This is a genomic window from Blautia sp. HA8986 (assembly GCF_056504635.1).
The window spans coordinates 2,464,487-2,484,884 of sequence record NZ_JBWLUQ010000001.1; the positions used below are offsets into that span (position 1 = coordinate 2,464,487).

The 20,398-nt window shown below is 43.3% G+C and carries 16 protein-coding genes and 1 riboswitch; of the genes, 3 read left to right on the forward strand and 13 right to left on the reverse strand.

What is annotated here, in order from left to right; translation table 11 throughout:
- Nucleotides 1–104: 104 nt before the first annotated feature.
- The 3 genes from AC04Q4_RS11415 to AC04Q4_RS11425 all read right to left on the reverse strand — a co-directional run bounded on the left by AC04Q4_RS11415 (nt 105) and on the right by AC04Q4_RS11425 (nt 1,918).
- Nucleotides 105–584, reverse strand: coding sequence for a PTS glucose transporter subunit IIA (locus tag AC04Q4_RS11415; protein WP_195456513.1), 480 nt, complete (start codon nt 582–584; stop codon nt 105–107).
- A 451-nt stretch (nt 585–1,035) separates the two neighbouring features.
- Nucleotides 1,036–1,557 (reverse strand): isochorismatase family protein, encoded by a 522-nt coding sequence (locus AC04Q4_RS11420; RefSeq protein ID WP_476388998.1) that lies wholly within the window; start codon nt 1,555–1,557, stop codon nt 1,036–1,038.
- A 25-nt stretch (nt 1,558–1,582) separates the two neighbouring features.
- Complete coding sequence (locus AC04Q4_RS11425) at nt 1,583–1,918, reverse strand: hypothetical protein (protein WP_173738176.1); 336 nt, start codon at nt 1,916–1,918, stop codon at nt 1,583–1,585.
- 193 nt (nt 1,919–2,111) lie between these two features.
- Here AC04Q4_RS11425 and AC04Q4_RS11430 point away from each other — a divergent pair, with 193 nt between their 5' ends.
- Nucleotides 2,112–4,343 (forward strand): hypothetical protein, encoded by a 2,232-nt coding sequence (locus AC04Q4_RS11430; RefSeq protein ID WP_476388999.1) that lies wholly within the window; start codon nt 2,112–2,114, stop codon nt 4,341–4,343.
- 157 nt (nt 4,344–4,500) lie between these two features.
- Here the strand turns inward: AC04Q4_RS11430 and AC04Q4_RS11435 are convergent, their stop codons facing one another.
- The 4 genes from AC04Q4_RS11435 to AC04Q4_RS11450 all read right to left on the reverse strand — a co-directional run bounded on the left by AC04Q4_RS11435 (nt 4,501) and on the right by AC04Q4_RS11450 (nt 10,180).
- Complete coding sequence (locus AC04Q4_RS11435) at nt 4,501–5,373, reverse strand: alpha/beta hydrolase (protein WP_173738177.1); 873 nt, start codon at nt 5,371–5,373, stop codon at nt 4,501–4,503.
- Nucleotides 5,374–5,542: 169 nt separating this feature from the next.
- Nucleotides 5,543–7,558 (reverse strand): beta-galactosidase, encoded by a 2,016-nt coding sequence (locus tag AC04Q4_RS11440; protein WP_476389000.1) that lies wholly within the window; start codon nt 7,556–7,558, stop codon nt 5,543–5,545.
- Nucleotides 7,559–7,774: 216 nt separating this feature from the next.
- Complete coding sequence (locus AC04Q4_RS11445) at nt 7,775–9,070, reverse strand: aminotransferase class V-fold PLP-dependent enzyme (RefSeq protein WP_173738179.1); 1,296 nt, start codon at nt 9,068–9,070, stop codon at nt 7,775–7,777.
- A 468-nt stretch (nt 9,071–9,538) separates the two neighbouring features.
- The gene (locus AC04Q4_RS11450; RefSeq protein ID WP_173738180.1) at nt 9,539–10,180 is read right to left on the reverse strand and encodes a YczE/YyaS/YitT family protein; all 642 of its coding nucleotides are present in this window, start codon (nt 10,178–10,180) and stop codon (nt 9,539–9,541) included.
- Nucleotides 10,181–10,566: 386 nt separating this feature from the next.
- A riboswitch (glycine riboswitch) is annotated at nt 10,567–10,674 on the forward strand.
- Between the two features lies 1 nt (nt 10,675).
- On the opposite strand from AC04Q4_RS11450, the gene AC04Q4_RS11455 reads away from it, so the two are divergent.
- Nucleotides 10,676–12,088, forward strand: a complete 1,413-nt coding sequence (locus tag AC04Q4_RS11455) for an alanine/glycine:cation symporter family protein (protein WP_178774450.1) — start codon at nt 10,676–10,678, stop codon at nt 12,086–12,088.
- A gap of 138 nt (nt 12,089–12,226) precedes the next feature.
- Here the strand turns inward: AC04Q4_RS11455 and AC04Q4_RS11460 are convergent, their stop codons facing one another.
- The 5 genes from AC04Q4_RS11460 to AC04Q4_RS11480 all read right to left on the reverse strand — a co-directional run bounded on the left by AC04Q4_RS11460 (nt 12,227) and on the right by AC04Q4_RS11480 (nt 17,883).
- The gene (locus AC04Q4_RS11460) at nt 12,227–12,784 is read right to left on the reverse strand and encodes a TIGR00730 family Rossman fold protein (protein WP_476389001.1); all 558 of its coding nucleotides are present in this window, start codon (nt 12,782–12,784) and stop codon (nt 12,227–12,229) included.
- Between the two features lie 303 nt (nt 12,785–13,087).
- On the reverse strand, nt 13,088–14,608 hold the full coding sequence (locus tag AC04Q4_RS11465; protein ID WP_476389002.1) for a glycerol kinase GlpK: 1,521 nt from the start codon (nt 14,606–14,608) through the stop codon (nt 13,088–13,090).
- Nucleotides 14,609–14,618: 10 nt separating this feature from the next.
- On the reverse strand, nt 14,619–15,551 hold the full coding sequence (locus tag AC04Q4_RS11470; protein WP_178774448.1) for a transketolase C-terminal domain-containing protein: 933 nt from the start codon (nt 15,549–15,551) through the stop codon (nt 14,619–14,621).
- 2 nt (nt 15,552–15,553) lie between these two features.
- Nucleotides 15,554–16,384, reverse strand: coding sequence for a transketolase (locus AC04Q4_RS11475; RefSeq protein ID WP_119240528.1), 831 nt, complete (start codon nt 16,382–16,384; stop codon nt 15,554–15,556).
- A 98-nt stretch (nt 16,385–16,482) separates the two neighbouring features.
- Nucleotides 16,483–17,883: an L-fucose/L-arabinose isomerase family protein gene (locus AC04Q4_RS11480; protein WP_119240511.1), complete on the reverse strand. Its 1,401-nt coding sequence runs from the start codon at nt 17,881–17,883 to the stop codon at nt 16,483–16,485.
- Nucleotides 17,884–18,131: 248 nt separating this feature from the next.
- Here AC04Q4_RS11480 and AC04Q4_RS11485 point away from each other — a divergent pair, with 248 nt between their 5' ends.
- Nucleotides 18,132–19,139 carry a LacI family DNA-binding transcriptional regulator gene (locus tag AC04Q4_RS11485; protein ID WP_119240512.1) on the forward strand — a complete coding sequence of 336 codons (1,008 nt, stop codon included), beginning with the start codon at nt 18,132–18,134 and terminating at the stop codon, nt 19,137–19,139.
- 105 nt (nt 19,140–19,244) lie between these two features.
- Here AC04Q4_RS11485 and AC04Q4_RS11490 read toward each other — a convergent pair whose 3' ends face one another.
- Nucleotides 19,245–20,357: a 4-hydroxybutyrate dehydrogenase gene (locus tag AC04Q4_RS11490; RefSeq protein WP_119240513.1), complete on the reverse strand. Its 1,113-nt coding sequence runs from the start codon at nt 20,355–20,357 to the stop codon at nt 19,245–19,247.
- Nucleotides 20,358–20,398: the final 41 nt, after the last annotated feature.

Consider the following 20,398-nt stretch of genomic DNA (forward strand, 5'->3'; position numbering starts at 1 on the left):
CCCTCCCTTAAAAAATATATTTGACCGGATCACTCCGGTTATAACACCCCGAAAATTGCTGCTATCTCCGGGCCGTTATGAGCCTGTCAGATGCATGCAGATGATCATGAAAGCTTGAGGACTGCTTCATCTGTCGAAACATCCCCCTCCTTCTGGAGGCTTATCTTTCCGTAATCATCTGTGTTGCAGATCAAAACCGGGATAATTGTGTTTAAACCGGCTTTCTCAATTTTGTCCAGATCAGCTTCTATCAGAAGGTCACCTTTTTTGACTTTATCGCCTGCTGCAACATGGGCTTTAAAGGGTTCGCCCTTAAGTGTGACTGTATCCAGTCCGATATGTATCAGTATTTCCGCGCCCTGAGTGCTTGTCAGCGTAACTGCATGAAGAGTATCAAATACCATTGCCACCTCACCGTCTGCCGGAGCATATATCCTGCCGTCTGCCGGGATCACGGCAAAACCGTCACCCAGTACCTTATCCGCAAAGACAGGGTCCGGAACCTCCGCAAGGGGAACCACTCTTCCCTTGCAGGGTGCATAAATTACATTTCCTTTATCTTTTCCTTTAAAGAACTTCAACATAATATCTCCCTCCCGTTATTTCCCCTCTGCTTCCTGCATTGATATACCCGATGTTGTTTTGTAAATATATCTATATATTTTTTATCAATAGCGGATTTATATTATATATTTCGCATAATTTTTATATTTGCTTTTTTGAGCATGTGTATATATTAACCATTATTTTTGGTTTTGTCCACATTTTTATTGTTATTTTTCAAAAAAATTTAGCTTTCGCACATTAATGTGGTATCTTATGCAAGAATATTCTGTATATTTCAGCTGTTCTTTTTTACTCATCTCATCTGCCCACGTATCCTGTTCGTTCATCACTTCCATATTTCAACATATTTTTCGCAGCCTTTTAACGCAAATAAAACTATCCTGCCAGGTACAAAGCTTCTCAACTTTGCAATTTGTTCAGGATAGTTTTATTTTTTGAAAAAATATTTATTTTTCGTCAGATATATTTTTATCTGATAATCTTAATCTGGCACGCTTCCATGGCTTTCAGTGCATTCTCATGACTCTCCGGTGTTACGCCTGCGCAGCATGTGGCATCAACACAGATCGGGACTTCCGGAAGGGATGCCTTGATCAGAAGAGCATTGGAGATCACACAGATATCTGTGCAAAGTCCCACGAGAGTAATACTTCCAATTCCTTCATCTTCATCGATCATAGTCAATTCCCCGGCAAGATCTGTGGAGCCGAAGGTTTCTTTATCAACAGGAGCTGTCTTCCTGAGAACATTCAGTTCTTTCCGGATCTGCCAGCCTTCTGTGGCACGGATACAGTGCTTAACCGGAAGATTTTTCCCCTCCTGGGTTTCCAGATAATACGTTTCATGGGTATCCCTTGTAAAAAATACTTCTCCGTCAAAATTTCGGATTTTCTCCTCCACCTTTGGCACAATGGCAACAGCCTCTTTTGTGCCAAGTGCTCCGTCAATAAAGTCATTTTGCATGTCTACTACGATAAGAATATTTTTCATTTCCTGTCACCTCTGTTTTTATCATTTATTTCCGCTCTGCAAGTTTTCGTTTTAATTCCTGTATTTCTTTTTCTTTCTCTACAAGTTGTTCTTTCTGGTTGTCGATCAGTTCCTTCTGACTATCAATCTGCTCCTGCATCTGATCCACCATATACTTCACTGTGTTCCGATCGAGAATCTTTAATTCTTCTGAATACATTTCCATCATTCCTTCCACATTCCGGCATATATTATATATGTGCTCGTACATGGCTCTAAACTCCGGATACCTCTCAATTAGTTCTACGATCACTTCCGATGAATCCATACTTAAAAATGTCGGCCATGCATCCAGTTTATCTATGATACCTTTATTGTGCATACTCTCACGGAAGATGTCAAGTGGAAGGAATATATATTTCGATAACCTGAAAGATCTTTCCTTCGTTGTGTCTATTTTCAGTTTTTCGTGGTATACTGATTATACCTGCAAATCAAAAACTACACAAAAGGAGTGACTACGTATGAAAAACAAAAAAAGAAACTGGATGAAATAATTACTTTGTATTTTTCTTATGGTAATTCTTATATTTCCTGAAAATACAAATATCATTCAGGCAGCAAGCAAATTTCCTCTGAGCAGCAAAAATATTCAGCTCTCCAAAGAAAATACTGTATTCACCGGAAAAAAGCAAAAACCCAAAGTAATCGTCAAATACAAAAATCGTGTTTTAAAACAGGGAAAAGATTATGCCCTGAAATATAAAGGTGACTTTTCCAAAGTCGGAAAACACGAACTAACCATTGTTGGAACCGGTGCCTACCGGGGAACTATTCACAAATTTTATACAATTAATCCAAAATCCGTAGAAATACAAAGCATCACTCCATCTAAAAAGAACGCAGAATTGTCTGTTTCATGGAAAAAAAGTGCTATCCCCAATACCTATTATCAGCTTTCGTATTCATCAAATTCTAAAATGAAAAATGCTAAAATACTAACCGTTAAAAATCGAACAAAAGTGTCAATCTCAAAATTAAAATTTAACACTGTTTATTATACTAAAGTCCGTACATATATAATTACAAACGGAAAAAAATATTACTCCATATGGTCCCACATAAAAAGCCGACGAACCAGAAAAAAAGTTATAATTGCACCACCTTCTGTACCGACAAACACTCCAGCACCTACCGCTACTCCTATACCGACAAACACTCCAGCACCTACCGCTACTCCTATACCGACAAACACTCCAGCACCTACCGCTACTCCTGTACCGACAAATACACCAACACCTACCGCTACTCCTGTACCGACAAATACACCAACACCTACACCAACACCTACCGCTACTCCAACCCCTAAACCAGTTTTTAAATTTATTGAAGGTTCAGAGAGTATGTCTGTTAATGCAGGAAGATTTTTTACCATTCAGACTTCTATTCCTGCTAAAGAAATGACTATTTCAAACACCGATGCTATTCAGCTATATAAGAAATACTCTTCTGATTTTTATAGTTTTTATGCTTCTGAACCAGGAAATGTAACCATCACATTTAAAGATCGCTATGATCAAACTATACAGGCTAATGTACAGGTAACTCAAAAAATGGAGGAGAAAGGAAAAGGAGATGTAACTATAACAAGTACAGGTACTGATTCTACACTTCCCCTTCCTGAAATAGAACGAATCAGCTATGGTTCTTATGGTATTGCTGTTTATTTTTCAAATAGTTTTGAAATAACAGATCCTTATGAGGGTTGTGAAGTTCAAATCAGCAAAGAAAAAGATTTCGCAACAAAATATCATATAAAAGAAGATCACACAAATAACTATCTTGCTGATGATGACAGATATCGATATGGATATACTTATATAACTTTTAATGAAAAAAAAGGCACCACCTATTATATTCGCACCCGTACATACAAAATTCAGAATAATAAAAAAATCACAGGTCCTTGGACCGCTATACAACAAGTCGATATTTCTTCTGGCCAAAAGCTTTCAAGAAAACCTAAATACTCATATGAACTATATTATCTGGATAAAAATGTATCAGATCTGTACACCGGATACAACAGAATTGTATACATAAAAACAGATAATCCTGATCCTGACACAATTTCTATTTCCAGTGATAACGGCTCTCCTTATTCCGGAGCAAGTAACTGGAGAGATTTTAACGATGACATCACATTTTTACTGAAAAGTGATGAAAGTTCCCGTTTACAGAAAGTAGAAGGCGGTTATGTAACAGGATGGGAATTTTCAAAATCTGGTACATCCAAACTAGAAATCAGAGAATCTTCTTTAGATGGTTATACTGTTGCCGGAACAGCAACTGTTCATGTACAAGATTCCAATACAGCAAAATCAAACTGGATGAAAGATATTATTTCTAAAGTTACAACAGAAGAAATGACTCCTTTTGAAAAGATGGATGCCATTTGCCAATACCTCCGTATGAAGTTTAATTACCTGTTAAACGACGGAAAACAAATATTAGATCTAGCGGCAGCTCCAAATGAGCCATACTGGACTACCTACCACTGGGATTCCATGCTCTCTCCAGCTGCTCTTTGCGACTTTGCAAAATTAATCGGTGGATTCGACGATATTCATAACTGCTACTACGATGCAGAAAATTGGTCGTATATGCATCCTAACGCCCGATTAACAATTGGTAATGAAACTCGATATTTCTCAGCGTGCCCGCTTACAGAAACCGGATATGTTGCAAAAGTGAACAAAATCGACTTTTCTCATACAGAAAATTTTGCTAAAATAACTCTTTCTTAAATAAAACAAACAACTATTCATAAACAAAACACCCTCAATATTAATTGTACTGTAATATATGAGGGTGTTTTTGTTTCCTTACCGGATAATCCTAAGCTGCACATTTCCAAAGCCTTTAACACATTCCCGCATATATATTCCTTACAGATTTATTCTATCAAATAAATTTCTTGAAAAACTCACACTCATCATCATTGCATCTCTTCGCATCCTCAGACTTCATATTAAGATGAAAAACATGCATCAGTTTCTCATCTGCGCTGCTGTATTCGTGAAGTTCGCAGATCACATTTTTCTCTTTCAGTTTCTCATACATATATGGTGCCTGTTCGCGGAGGAAGTCGCCTTCTGCTGTCATAACATATGCAGGCGGGAATTTCTCTGTTATATGTAAATCAGAAGATATCCTTCTTAATTCTTCCGGAGTTCCTTTTTCCGGAAGATACTCCTCCATAAGCTGCCTGGTCATATCACTGGTATCCTCCATGTTATACTGACCGCAGTTTAAGGCCACAGCCTTTATCTTAAGGCCTTCAGGTACCTGGAAATCATATTCTTTTGCATACTCCTCATTCGTGCAGATATCTGCATACAGCGAAAGGATCTGTCCACCAGCTGAATCGCCCACTGCAAAAAGATTCTCCACGTCCATGCCATATTTATCTTTATTATCAAGAATCCATGCAAAAACACTGTTCGTATCTTCCACAGGTGCCGGAAACTGATACTCCGGTGCCAGCCGATAAGTGAAATTAACCACTGCAAAGCCTCTCTGTGCAAGACTCATGCAATAATACTGATACAGCTCTTTATCACCATATACCCAACCGCCACCATGTACGCTGACAATCACCGGAAGACTTCCCTCTGTATCCTTCGGACGATACACATCCAGTACCTGCATGGCAGAATCTTTTCCATAAGCAATATCTTTATATCGGATCACATCATCCGGAGCCGTCAGACCTGCATCGCGGATATCATCACCTTTTTTGAATTCCCGCCTTATTATGCTGCTCATTTTTTCCATTCCATAACACCCCTTTCATTTTTTTACTCCAGTATAGCACAAGAAACCCCTATCATGTACACAAAAAGGGAGCTTGCGCCCCCTTTTCCTAATATTATTAATTGCTGTCCAATTTGTGACTTTCTCCCTGGAAAACCCGCAAAATATTCCCTGTAAACGCTAACTGTTACTATGCCTCAACAATCCGCATATCCCAGGCAGAAATCTTCAGCTCTTCACCAGATTTAATTTCCTCACCGGAAATCACATCTTCTCCATCATCGTACTTATAAGTAACTTCCTGTTCCTCTGCAGAATAATTCAGGAAATACCGGACAGTTTTTCCAAAATCATTTGTTCCTTCACGTACGATTACCGGATAACTGTAACCAGATAATTCAACACCTGCACTTCCAAGAGCACCTTTTATCACTTTATAAAGAATATTATCATCTGTCATACACCCCAGATAATAAGCAGTACCTTCACCATATTTATTTCGGGTTATAGCCGCATAATCCTTCCAGTTGTAATGATCATATCCTGCAAGCACTTCTGCTCCTTCTGGTTTGAGAAGTTCCATAAAGACCCTTGCTCCTTCACCATCTGCCGAGTCCGTACCATATAGTTTTCCTGACAGCTTCACCTCCCTTGGAAACGTGAACTGATTATAACTGATACCCAGCGCATCCTTAAGGATATGCGGCTGTGCATCCGCATGAACCTTCACATTCTCATTGGCAAAACCACTCTTAAACGTCACAACCAGAGTGCCGCCATCTTTCACATATTGATTCAGCCTCTCCAAAGTGCTGTCAGGTGCAGCATAAAGCGCAGGTACAAAAATCGCCTTATATTCAGAAAGATTCTCAGATTCCGGCCATACAAAATCACACTCTACATTCATCCGATACAGCGCATCATAGATCCAGCGCACAACATCATTGTAACGGATCTCACCATTATCCCCGGACGTCGCCTGGATACCAAACCAGTTCAGCGCAGTCAGAGCCTCATTGCTTACCATCACTGCCACATCATTTTTCTTCTTAAGATTCACCAGATGGCTGCCTTTTTCCTGAAATTCCTTTCCAATGATGCAAGCCTCCCGGTAAGTGTCATTCTCCGCAAAATCATGGCTGAGAAGCCCCTTCCAGTATGTCTCAAATGAATTATGGATAGAATGCCAGTGCCAGTACATCACACTGTTTGCACCCGATGCCAGATGGCTGTACGCACAGAGCCGAAGCTGTCCTTTATACGGTGTCCAGCATGGAAATCCCTGCGCCTGGGTCTCCATCACCAGATAATTATCATGCTTCAGGCTGCGGATCATATCCCCGCCAAAAGCAATCTCCGCTCCTGTCAGATCGTCCTGTGACGGATGATAAATATCTGTTGCAGCAACAGTCAGGGCCCGTGATGCATGAAGATGGTTCACATCCGGCTGCACCCCGTAGGAATAACCTCTCCATTCAAAATCCAGATTATTGGTAATGAACTGATCTTCTCTCTTATACTCACCGACGATTCCAGCCTGCCAGCTTAAGAATTTATCCACCAAAGTCCTCTGGAATTTCTCAAACTCTGCTCCCAGACTGCCGTTGATGGTTCCTCTTACATCCTGAAAATCCTCCCATGCATCGACCCGGTTGCTCCAGTAATCCAGCCCGAATTCATGATTCATGGCATCCAGATCATCATGAAATTTTTCTCTTAAATATTTCACAAAAGCCAGCTGCACATTTTTTCCTGCTGTGCCGTAATACTTTGTCTCATTATCTATCTGGAAACCAATGACACATTTCCTGTGGGCACTGAGCTCCATCAGCTTGCGGATCACACGCTCCGCATAAAAAAGATACACCGGATTGGTAATATCCATGATCTGTCTTGCACCATAGATCCCTGCGCCTTTTTTCGTTGTGGCGATCACATCCTGGTGAGCTTGCACCATCCAAGCAGGCACTGCATACGTAGGTGTTCCGATGATCACATTGATCCCGGCTTCCTCCATGACATCCATCACACGCTCCACATGAGAAAAATCAAACACACCTTCCTGCGGCTCACAGGTACTCCACGTAGACTCCGCAATACGCACCGTATTGATCCCCGCTTTTTTCATCATCTCTATATCTTTATCAAGTCTGTCATACGGCATGTATTCGTCATAGTAAGCCGCCCCAAAAAGAAGTTCTTTCATCTCTGCCTCCCACTGTATATTTTAATAATCCTATCTTAGCAGAAATTTCCCGCACAGAATATCATTTATTCAATATGATTATCATTTATCCCATATTATTATCACTTGCCCTGAAAAATCCCCAATATCCTTATAAAAAAACCACCCTTTTCTTCCATGCCAAAACATGAGAAAAGAGCGGTTCCTGTTTCATTTTTTACAAAAACTTATTCTGTTTTATTTACCTTCAGCAATATCCTTAGTGATCTTCAGGAATTTATCAATATCATCTGTTCCATGGCAGTGAAGCGGGGAAACACGAAGTGCACCTTCAAGCCCAAGAGTCTCTACGATACGTTTGGAATATGGGCTGCTCTTAACACGCTCGAACAGCGTAACACCATGCTCCAGATATCTTCTTGCACACTCTGCGTACTCAATCCCCTCGATACCCATAGCAACGATAAGATCTTTGTATGTAAGATCCTCCATATCAACATAAACCTGAACTCCCGGAATATGACGAAGCCCCGGAACCTTATCGGTACCTTCCAGCATACGGTACAGAAGTGCTCTCTCCTGAAGATGAATGTGATTCATACCCTCAACAAAAAGCTCACGCTTATTATATTTCTGTGCAGAATCTCCCAGGAAATGCTTACCGATGCTGCAAACATACTCAATAACAGCCATCATAGCCGCAAAGTTAGCCGGAGCCGGTGTACCAAGAGCCCATACATTATCATCCTTGCAGGTCAGTTTGATATGTGGCATTACAGCAACACGGTCAGAAACATAAGCATAACCGCAGCCACGAACACCAAAGAACTTATATGGTGCAAAGTTGCAGACATCCACATCCCAGTCCTCAACATCAATCACTGCATGAGGCGCATGCTGAACTGCATCACTGACAACATAAATATCCGGGTTGATCTCTTTCGCACGACGTGCGATCTCCTTGATATCCATGATATTACCGGAAATATTGGAAGCAGCCATAATACTGAGAAGAACAGTATCCTTATCCACATACTTCATGATCTCATCCGGATCAAGACCACCGGTTACCTTATTAGCCGGAACCTCACGGAACTCTCTGCCGGTCTTTTTACAGTAATACTCAACCGCATCATGAGCAGACGGATGCTCCAGAGCAGAAGTAACCGCATTCTTACCCCAGTCAACACCTTCCATGATCGTACCAACTGCATGGAACATGGTCTGGGAAGCAGTCAGCTCAGTGATAAGAGCACCACTCTTTGCACCAAAAACAACCTCAAGGATCTCCTTAGTACCATTCTTAACATAATCTGCCAGATCAAAACCTCTGCCGCGGGCACGCTCCGGACAATCCGGAAACTCCTCGATAGCAGCCTTAGCCTCAACAGCTTTCTTAAGTCTCAGAGAACCACCAGAGTTCTCAAAGAAAAGTCTCGCACCATACTGTGGATCCTTATCTGCATAATAAAACTGAGACTTCAGCTTCTTCTGATACGTATCTGAAAACAAAACGCCATGATTAAATTCCATAATAATATCCTCTCCTTCATCACATAAGCCCCGGCAACCCGGACAGCCAGCTATTCATGAACACTCTCATTTCATACGACCGTGTTCATTATATATCTCTCATCAGAAGATAGCATAACACATTTATAAATAGTTATAAAATGAATAATATAACTGTATTATATTAATATTGTTTATATTTTAACACAGCATAGCAACTCTGTAATACCGTCAAAAAGCAATATGCACTTTTTACATAACCACGAGTATTACAAGTCTGCTTCTTCATATCGTTTCCTTATATCTCATCACATCCCCCACCTGTCATCCCAGGCATCCAGCGAAGCACTGATAGCTCATCCAACTCCCGAGCAGCCACACTACCCTACCGCCCTGAAAAGCCAGCCCGTGAGGCGTCCCTTTTCACCAAAAAAAGCCGAACCAGCCACATCCCGCAGCCAGTTCAGCTCAACCCATACAACTACAAACTCACTCACCATCAACCCAGGCAAGCAGCTTCCCGGTAAAAACCCTATTAAAGAAATGGATCACCGGTCCCAGCCCAAAAGCCGTCACCAGTGTACCAATACCCACAACACCACCAGTCAGATAGCAGATCAGCGCACAAAGCACATCATTGGACATCCTGTGCCAGAAATAAGGAATCTTCGGCCATCTCTCTGTCATGATCAGGGAAAGACTATCATAAGGTGCAACTCCCTCATCCGGCATCTGATACATAGACAAGCCCAGACAACAGATCACAACACCCACACACAGTGCCACCAAACGCACCGGCAGTGCCACAAGCTCCAATCCAAACACACCTGTATAAATATTATAAAAGAACGTAGTAATATAAGCCAGGCACACCGCATTCACAATAGTTCCAATTCCCAGGAATCTTCTGCCAAAAGCAATCTCAATGATCAATAACACGATATTTACAATCAGCTGAAAGTTACCATAAGCCATACCAAGCGTATCTGCAACCGCCATATTCATTCCACTGAACGGATCCGTTCCAAGCCCGGCCAGCTTGAAAATTCCAATCCCCATACCTGCAAAAACATTTCCGATACACATGATCAGAACATGCTTCCAGTTAATGTTCTTCAAATACTCCCCCATAAACCTTCTACCTCATCCTCTCTGAAAATATTGTCAGGCAGATATCCACGATCCACCTTCACTGCGCAGGATCCATACCAGATAATACCTTAATAACCAGCCTGCTGCAACGCTTATATTCTATCACACCACCTCACCCCTGTAAAACACAAAACCCCAAGAAACAACAAAAAGCAACAAGAAAAGGCATCTAGCAAATCAGGTCGGTATAAATACCCCAAAATCCCGATTATATATCGATTAATTTTTCTAATAAATGCAATTTTTTTAAAAAACCCATTGAAATCCATCAATTCATGTGATAACCTGTGTTACAGTGTATTTCTACACAGAACGAATGACCGCCACTACCGCACACAAAAAAAGGTTCTGGCAGCATTCAAAAATAAAAAAACTCAGGAGAGTCTCTTCAAATCAAAAGGGAAGAGCGCCGAAGGTGTACGCAGCACACAAAATGCTGTAAATCTCTCAGGCAAAAGGATGGAGGAAAGAGTAATGTTTACACAAATCAACAACTTTATCACATGGTTTGACGGAGTCGTTTGGGGACTTCCGCTGATCATTCTGATCCTGTTCACAGGAATTCTGTTAACCTCTCGGTTAGGTCTTTTACAGGTAAGGCACCTCGGAAAGGCGCTGAAATTCATGGTAAAAAATGAAGAAGGCGGCGATGGTGAGGTCACAAGCTTCGGAGCTCTGTGTACTGCGCTTTCAGCAACCATCGGAACCGGAAATATCGTAGGTGTCGCAACTGCTATCGCAGCCGGCGGACCAGGAGCACTTTTCTGGATGATCGTAGCCGCATTCTTCGGAATGGCAACCAAATACGCAGAAGGACTTCTGGCTATCAAGTACCGTACCATTGACAAAGAGGGCCACGTTCTCGGCGGACCTTTCTACTACATCGAAAACGGTATGGGAAAACAGTGGAGATGGCTTGCCAAGATCTTCGCATTTTTCGGAGCAGGTGTGGGACTTTTCGGTATCGGAACCTTCACACAGGTAAACGGTATCGCATCTGCAGTTACCAATTTCTTTGACCCGGATAAAGCATACACAGTAGCACTTTTCGGAAATACATATTCCTGGGCAACTGTAGTCGCATGTCTGATACTTACCGTATGTGTAGGACTTGTCGTTCTCGGCGGAATCAAGAGGATCGCAAAGGTATCCCAGGTCGTTGTACCGTTTATGGCAGTTCTCTATGTTGTACTGGCACTGATCATCGTGATCACAAACATCACTGCAGTTCCTGCAGCGATCGTAACTATCGTAAAATCTGCTTTCACAGGAAGCGCACTTGCAGGTGGCGCAATGGGAACCATGGTCGTAGCTATGCAGAAGGGTATCGCCCGCGGTATCTTCTCCAATGAGTCCGGTCTTGGTAGTGCCCCGATCGCAGCCGCTGCAGCTCAGACAAAGGAGCCGGTACGTCAGGGTCTTGTATCCATGACAGGTACATTCATTGATACTATCGTTATCTGTACAATGACAGGTCTTTCCATCGTCATTACAGAAACATGGAACACAGGTCTTGAGGGTGTTGCCATCACAACAGCCGCATTCCAGAAAGGACTTCCTTTCCCGCCGGTTGTAGCATCCTTCTCACTGATGCTGTGCCTGGTATTCTTCGCATTCACAACAATCCTCGGATGGGATTACTACGGTGAAAGATGTCTGGAATACCTGTTCAACAGAAACAAAGCCGCAGTTACAACATACCGCTGGCTGTACATCATCTGCGTATTCATCGGACCATATATGACTGTAGCAGCTGTATGGAACATCGCAGATATCTTCAATGCCCTGATGGCATTCCCGAACCTGATCGCTCTTCTTGCCCTGAGCGGTGTGGTTGTGAAGGAAACTAAGGATTTCTTCAAAAGACATAAAAATTACGAATTCTGATCCCAAATATCGTAATCAAATGTAAGCACGCACAAACCCATAATAATCCCCTAATATCATACTGAAAAAAGACGCGTACCTTTTTATCCTCCGATAAAAGGCCGCGTCTTTTTTATGATCCTCTTCACTTTATTTTCTTTATAACTTTCCACCATAATTCCGGTAATTCTCAATATAATCCAGAATCTCCTCCGGGTCTTTCATGAACCGGCACATACCCACAACATCTCTGGACATGAATTTCTCACCGGCCGTATACTCCAGAAGTGCCCTCATACTGTCATAATACCCCTGAATATTATAAAGCACGATCGGCCTGTCGATTCGTCCCAGACTCTTCAATGTCAGGATCTCAAAAAACTCCTCATAAGTACCAATTCCCCCAGGTACCACAATAGTTGCATCAGATCGGCTTTCCAGCAGATGCTTTCTTTCTCTCATGTTCTCAGTAAAAATAAACTCTGTACAATGCTCATACAGAACTCCCGGCTGGTCAAAAAATCTCGGCGCAATTCCCAGAATATAACCATTCTCTCTGTCAACGCCCCTGGCTGCCGCACCCATCAGACCTTCTTTTCCGCCGCCGAAAACAAGTCCATGGCCACGCTTTCCCATCAGCCGTCCCAGGTCCTCTGTCTTCTCATAATAAATCTTTTTCAGCTCTGCACTGGATGCTCCATATATACAAATATTCATGCTTCTGTCTCCTTCCCTGCTGCCTCCACAAATGCCCGAAGAAGCTTCAGCTGCTCCGAAGAATCATACATCATCTCCGGATGCCACTGCACTGCCACTGCAAATGGATGATCATTTATCTCTGAATATAACTTTTGCCGGCCTCTGCATATGATACTGACAAAGACCGGCTTTCCGTCATTTCCGATACATCTGGAGTGTATCCGGAAATGCCTGTTATTTTATTATAATCTGACATACACATGGGGTCAAGCAAATGCCGCTGCCTGAACTCCCATTTTTATACTGAGAAATTTTTTATAATTATACGAGAACTTTTTCTACTGCGTTTTTCCAGCCGCTGTATTTCTGGTTTCTTTCCTGCTGATTCATAGATGGAATAAACTGATTTCGGTTCTTCACCTCAAAAATGCTCTCCATCTTATAAAGTCCGCAGCTTAATCCGGCCATCAGGCCAGCTCCGAATGCGGAAGACTCCTCACATCTCGGAAGGCTTACTGTTGTTCCTAAGATATCACTCTGGAACTTCATCAGATACTGGTTTCTTGTAGGACCGCCGTCTACACAGAGCTCTTTTACAGTCATTCCATCTTCTGCCTTCATCATCTCAACGATATCTGTGATCTGATAAGCAATAGATTCCAGGGCTGCTTTTACAACCTCTTTCTTTCCGGTTGTCCTGCTCATTCCATAGATAATGGCTTTTGCATCGGATTTCCAGTAAGGTGCTCCCAGACCGGAAAATGCAGGAACCAGATATGTAGTATCGTTTTTGTTTGCCTGCTCTGACATTTCCTGAGTCTCTCCCGGAGAAGTTATCAGTCCCATGTCATCTTTCAGCCATGTGATAACTGCGCCTGTGTAGTTAATATTTCCTTCCAGTACATAGGTAACTTTGCCGTTAAGCCCCCATGCAAGAGAAGTTACAAGACCAAGATCTGACATGATCGGTTCTGTTCCTGCGTTCATCATAACAGAGGAACCTGTCCCATATGTAGCCTTGACCATTCCCTTTTCGATACAGCCCTGTCCGAACAGTGCTCCCTGGGAATCTCCGATCACACCGCAGATCGGGATTGGAGTCTGGAAATATCCCTCAAAATCAGTTGTTCCGTACTGCATGCTGGAATCGCACACTTCCGGAAGCATATCTGCATTAATGCCAAACCAGGTGCAGATCTCTTTATCCCATTTCAGGTTATGGATATTGAAAAGCTGGGTTCTGGATGCATTGGAATAATCCGTTGCATAAACCTCGCCTTTTGTCAGTTTAAACAGAAGCCAGGTGTCAATGGTTCCCAGGCAGAGATCGTTGTCTCTTTTTGCCTGTTTTACCTCTTCTACGTTCTCCTGAAGCCATGCAAATTTCGCTGCCGGGAAATACGGGGAAAGGTGCATTCCTGTCTTCTGGCGGATGATCTCTGCAACACCACCGTTTTTCTTCTGCTCACGGTCAGGATCGATCATCACGTTTGTTTTAATACGCTCACAGATTTCGGAAGCTCTGGAGCACTGCCATACAATGGCAGGTGCCAGAGGCTCGCCTGTGCTGCGGCTCCACGCTGCGGATGTCTCTCTCTGATTACTGATTCCAAGACACGCGATCTCTTCTTTCTGGATCCCGGCTTTCTCTACAAGGTTCTTTACAACCTGGATCGTATTGCTGTAGATCTCGGAAAGATCATGGGAAACCCATCCTTTTTCGTTGATCAGCTGTCTGTGAGGAAGGTCTGTTCTGCAGACCAGATCACCGTTCACATCGAACAGGATCGCTTTCGTTCCCTGGGTACTCTGATCAACCGCAAGAACATATTTTTTTTCCATAATTTTCACCTTATTTCAGCGCATCTTTTACAGTTTTTGCAATTCCTTCTGCGTTCATTCCGTAGTAATCAAATACTTCCTGGGAGGTTCCGCTTACAACCGGTGCATCCGGAAGTGCAATATTCAGAACTTTACGCGGGCACTCAGCACCAACAACCTGGCTTACCATAGAACCAAGTCCGCCGAATGGTGCATGCTCCTCAGCAGTTACAACAACTTTTGCATTGGATGCTGCTTTTACGATTGCATCTTTATCAAGAGGTTTTACGCAATACATATCAAGAACTGTTGCGTGGATGCCGTCTTTCTCAAGAAGCTTTGCAGCCTCAAGTGCCGGGCGGACCATCTCGCCGCATGCGATGATCGCTGCGTCTGTTCCTTCTGTAAGAACAGTTGCCTTGTCCATTTCGAACGGGCAGTTATCCTCTGTATAAATATCCTCGACCGGGTTTCTTCCTACACGGATGTATGCCGGTTTCTCATCTTTCAGAAGTGCTTCAACCAGTTTTGCAGTCTGGAAACGGTCACTTGGAAGGTAAACTCTCATGTTCGGGATTGCGGACATAGCTGCAATATCCTGTGCGGAATGATGGCTCATTCCAAGAGCACCATAGCTGATTCCACCACTGATTCCGATAAGTTTTACATTTGTGTTGGAGTATGCAACATCGATCTTGCACTGCTCATAGCTTCTTGTGGAAAGGAAGCATGCTGGAGAAGCTGCGAAAGCTTTTTTACCACAGTGTGCAAGGCCTGCTGATACGCTGACAAGATCCTGCTCAGCGATTCCCATCTCAACGAACTGCTCCGGATATGCATCTGCAAAAGGTGCTAAGGATGCAGAACCTCTGGAGTCACTGCAAAGAACAACGATATCTTTATCGGTTTCCGCTTCTTTTAAAAGTACGTCACAAATTGCTTTACGGTTTGGAATCTTATTCATAATTACAGCTGCTCCTTTCTCTCTTCAAAATCTTTCATGATCTGCTCATACTCTTCCTGAGTCGGTACATGATGATGCCATGCTGCCTTATCTTCCATAACTGCGGAGCCTTTACCTTTAACAGTATTTGCGATCAGGACTGTCGGCTGGCCTTTTGTCTGTTTCGCTTCCTCAAATGCTGCATGAAGCTGCTCAATGCTGTTTCCGTCAGCAACATCGATCACATGCCATCCAAAGCTTTTGAATCTCTCATGAAGATCGTCATGTCCCATAACGTCCTCTGTATTTCCGGAGATCTGAAGTCTGTTACGGTCAACGATTGCACAAAGATTATCCAGTTTGTACTGATGTCCTGCCATAGCAGCTTCCCATACAGAACCCTCTGCAAGCTCACCATCACCCATTACTGTGTATACACGGTAATTTTTCTTGTTCATTTTTCCTGCAAGTGCCATGCCTACGCAAACCGGAAGTCCATGTCCCAGAGAACCGGAGTTCATCTCGATTCCCGGAAGCTTGTTGTTCGGATGTCCGATATACTGTGTTCCGAATTTGCTGAATTTCTCGTTTACTTCTTTGATATCAAGGAAGCCTTTCTTTGCAAGTACTGCATAATAAGCTTCTACAGAATGTCCTTTACTCATAACAAAAAGGTCTCTGTCCGGATCATTCATATTCTCCGGGGAAATATTCATCTGGTCAAAATACAGTGTAACCAGAGTCTCCATAACACTCATATCACCACCGATATGTCCGCCTTTTCCGGCAACGATCATATCTACTGTGTCTTTTCTGAGATCATACGCAAGTTTGCTTAATTCTCTAAAATCCATGCTGATTCCTGTCCTTTCTTTTTTCAATCTATATTTCATATTCACAGCCCGGCACGTTTTTTATCCTGGAAAAAACGTGCCGCTGTGTTTCCTGTTTATCATTCTCCGCGGAGATAAGCCTTTACATCTTCCTCGATCGGGTCATAAAGATCCGGTGTTACACCGATATATTTACATGCCTCGTAAAGTACCGGAACAACATTCTTGTGGATACCGACACAGTGATGAATGTATGGTCCCTCAACCAGTTTAGCCTCAAGACGTTTAATGTTCTCAACCTCAACCCAGAGGTAAGTTCCCATACCTTTCGGTCCGTCGATACCTTTTGCATTTCCGAGAAGAAGTGAATACTCTCCGTTGTCTCCGTCAAAACGTACCAGAGAAACATCGCCGTGTTTTGCCTCAGCTGTGATGCTTCCCGGATGCTCGAATGCCAGCGGGTAAGTAAGCTTCGGAGTTTCTTTTGCGATGGAGATCGGCCATGGTCCGCAGTGCTGAAGAAGCTCGCCGTTCTCTACATCAGGATGACGGATTGTCCAGTCAGCAAAGAAGCTTCTTGTCTCGCCCATACCTGCTGCCTCTACCATAAGTGCTGTGATCGCACCGTGGATATCTGTCTCACATACAGTCGGGATTCCCTCATCATTTAACAGGGAATTTGCTGCACATGGCATGATTCCAAGCTCGCTCTGAAGCTGATTCCAGCACTGGATCGCGATTGCTTTGCAGCCATATTTCTCTGCCAGATGTTTCATGGCAACCTTAAGAGCTGCTACGTTCTCAAGCTCATCCTCTTTGATGCAGATCTCCATGTTGTCACGGCAGTACTGCATAACTTCCTGAACCTCTGTCTGCTCTGCTTTTGCTTTCTTTACTTCATCAGTAAGCTCCGGCATCGGGATCGGTGCAAGCTGGATATTGAATTTCTCAAGAAGCTCGCCCTCGTTGCACATGGTTGTCCAGAAATCGAACGGTCTTGTGGAGATCTGAAGGATACGGATATTTTTGAATGTTTTTACTACATTACAGACAGCAAGGAAATCTTTGATCCCTCTTTCGAATACCGGATCATTCAGTCTGCAGTTTGTCATGTATGTAAACGGAACGCGGAATCTTCTTAAAACCTTACCTGTTGCAAAAAGTCCGCACTGTGTATCACGAAGTCTTGTTCCGTCCGGCTCCGGTCTCTCATCCAGCGGTCCCCAGAGAAGAACCGGGACATCAAGAGCTTTTGCAAGTCTTGCACACTCATACTCTGTACCAAAGTTGCAGTGTGGAAGGAAAAGTCCGTCAACCTTCTCTTTTTTGAATTTGGCAATGATCTTCTCAAGTCCCTCATCGTTGTAGAGAAGCCCCTCATCGTTAATGTCTGTGATATCTACGAAATCAACACCAAGCTCCTCAAGTCTCTTAGCAGTAAGTCCACGATATTTCACTGCATCCGGTGCGCTGAAAATACTTCTTCTGGTTGGTGCGTAACCAATTTTGATCTTGTCCATTTTTGAACTCCTTTCATAAATCCATGTCTTCGGTTTTATTTGTTTATATGTGATTCGTTTTTTATGTTCGTTTTTGTTATCTGTATAATATCTTGATCTTTACTTTATTTCTATAAAAAATAAAGTGATTTCTACTTTATTTCCAGCTTTATTGTTGTAAATGGCCGGAAAACATTCTATAATTAAAACAGTTTGGGAAATCTATACAGATGATATATTTACTTTATCAGACTGGAGGAATGACATATATGAGTATCACAGCAAAAGAACTTGCTGCCAGATTAAATCTCTCCGCCACAGCCGTTTCCATGGCTCTGAACGGGAAACCCGGCGTAAGCACAGAAACCAGAGCTCTTGTTATCCGGGAAGCAGAAAAAGCCGGCTACGATTTCAGCCGGCTTTCCATGAAAAAAAATGTGACCGGAGATATTTACTGCATTATCTGCCGGGCTCATAATGCGATCTTAAATTATACGCCGATCTTCTCAGAGCTCACAGAAGGTATTGAACAGGAGTGCCGAAAAAACGGCTATCATCTGAAAACCTTTCAGCTTTATGAAAAAGCAGATGATCTTCAGAAATACATTGAGGAGCTTCGCATTTCTCAGTGTGCAGGTGTTATTCTCCTTGGTACAGAAGTTTCTGCTTCTGTATGCAGGGAATTTCTTCAGCTTTCAGTTCCTGTAGTTCTTCTGGATTCCTATTTCGATTCTGCTGACTGCAGCTGTGTACTGAGCAACAATGCGCAGGGTGCTTATCTGGCCACCGGTTATCTCATCGACCGCTGCGGCCGCCAGCCGGGACATCTCTGCTCTTCCTACAGAATCACTAACTTTCGCGAACGGACACACGGTTTTCACCGGGCGGTGCGCGAACACGGGATGTCCACTGCAAAATCCATCATTCACGAACTCTCTCCATCTATTGAGGGCGCATTCTCTGACATGCTGGAGATCATAGACAGCGGAACTCCTCTCGCCGGCGCGTACTTTGCGGACAATGACCTCATTGCCATCGGAGCGATTAAAGCTTTGAAACTTCGCGGCTACAAAGTCCCCGAAGACATTGCCATCGCAGGCTTCGACAATATCTCCGAAGGACGCGTTATCGATCCGGCTCTCACCACCATTGATGTCCCACGAAAATTCATGGGGCAGACAGCCGCCGCACAGCTCATCCGTGAACTCAAAACACCTGTGCCGCATTCCGTAAAGATTGAAGTGTCCACTACACTGATCAAACGGTTTTCTGTTTGATTTTTTGTACAAAAAAATGAACCGGGCAGATCCAAAACCTATGCCCGGTTCATCCATATCATTCAACTGTAAAATCTGCTTTTCACATTCTGCTCTGCAACATACTCAAAAGCACTCCCGATAAATCTTATAAACCCTCTCCCGATCCAATTCCACGAAATTATTTGCCATCAACCTGCCCTGGTTCTCCAGCACAGAATCCGTAAACTCCTCAAGCTCCGCCTCAGTCACACCATACTCATGCAGAGCCTTCTTCGGAATCATCACATTAAGCAGCTTCTCCAGCTCTGCATAAACAACATCTACATCGCATCCAAGAATTTCTGCCATAAATTTATTCAGGCGTGCAATCTCTCCGTCACTCTTGATCTCCATATAATTATTGAGCACACCGGTAAACATTGCATAATTGGACTCACCATGAGCAACGTGATACTTGGCACCCAGAGGATAGCTCAGCGCATGAACAGCTGCGCACCCGGCATTACCAAAGGCAATACCTGCATAATTGGCAGCCATCAGGAAATCCTTCATCAGCGGAATTCTGGCTTCCTGTCCATGATCCCTGATCTCCATATATCCCTTCAGGATCATCTCGATAGCCTTATATCCAAACATTCTGGTTGTCTCATTTCCCTTAGGAGAAAGACTGGACTCCACAGAATGAACCAGCGCGTCAATAGAACTTGTCGCAAAAAACTGAAACGGCAGATCCTCCAGAAGCTCCGGGATCAGCACGGCAGAATCACCGTAAAGCTGCTCCACAGCCAGCCCCTTCTTCGTACCCTTCGTAGTCAGCGCAAGGATCGAGATATTCGTCACCTCAGAACCCGTACCACAGGTAGTGGGAACAAGCACCAGCTCCTTATTCTTCACGATCGGAAGAAGCCCGTCATAAAGATCCGTAACCGGAGAAATATTCTCCAGTGCAAACAGCTTGGAAAGATCCAGAATACTGCCGCCGCCAACAGAAACCACTCGCTTCGCATCCTTCGGCACATCCTTCCAGATCGCCTCTGCCATCACATCCGTAGGCTCACCCTTACCATAATCCTCACGGAAGATCACATCACAGCCAAGACCAAGCGGCTCAAAAAATTTCTTAAACAATCTCTTATTGGTAAACAGCAGATCTCCCTCACCAAGCTTAAATTCCTCCGCAAACTGCCGGCAATTATCAAAGCTGTAAATCGTCGGCCTGATCATCAGTTCCTGCATAATTTTTCCTCCTGTCAGCCCCACATTTCAAAGAAGCTTTC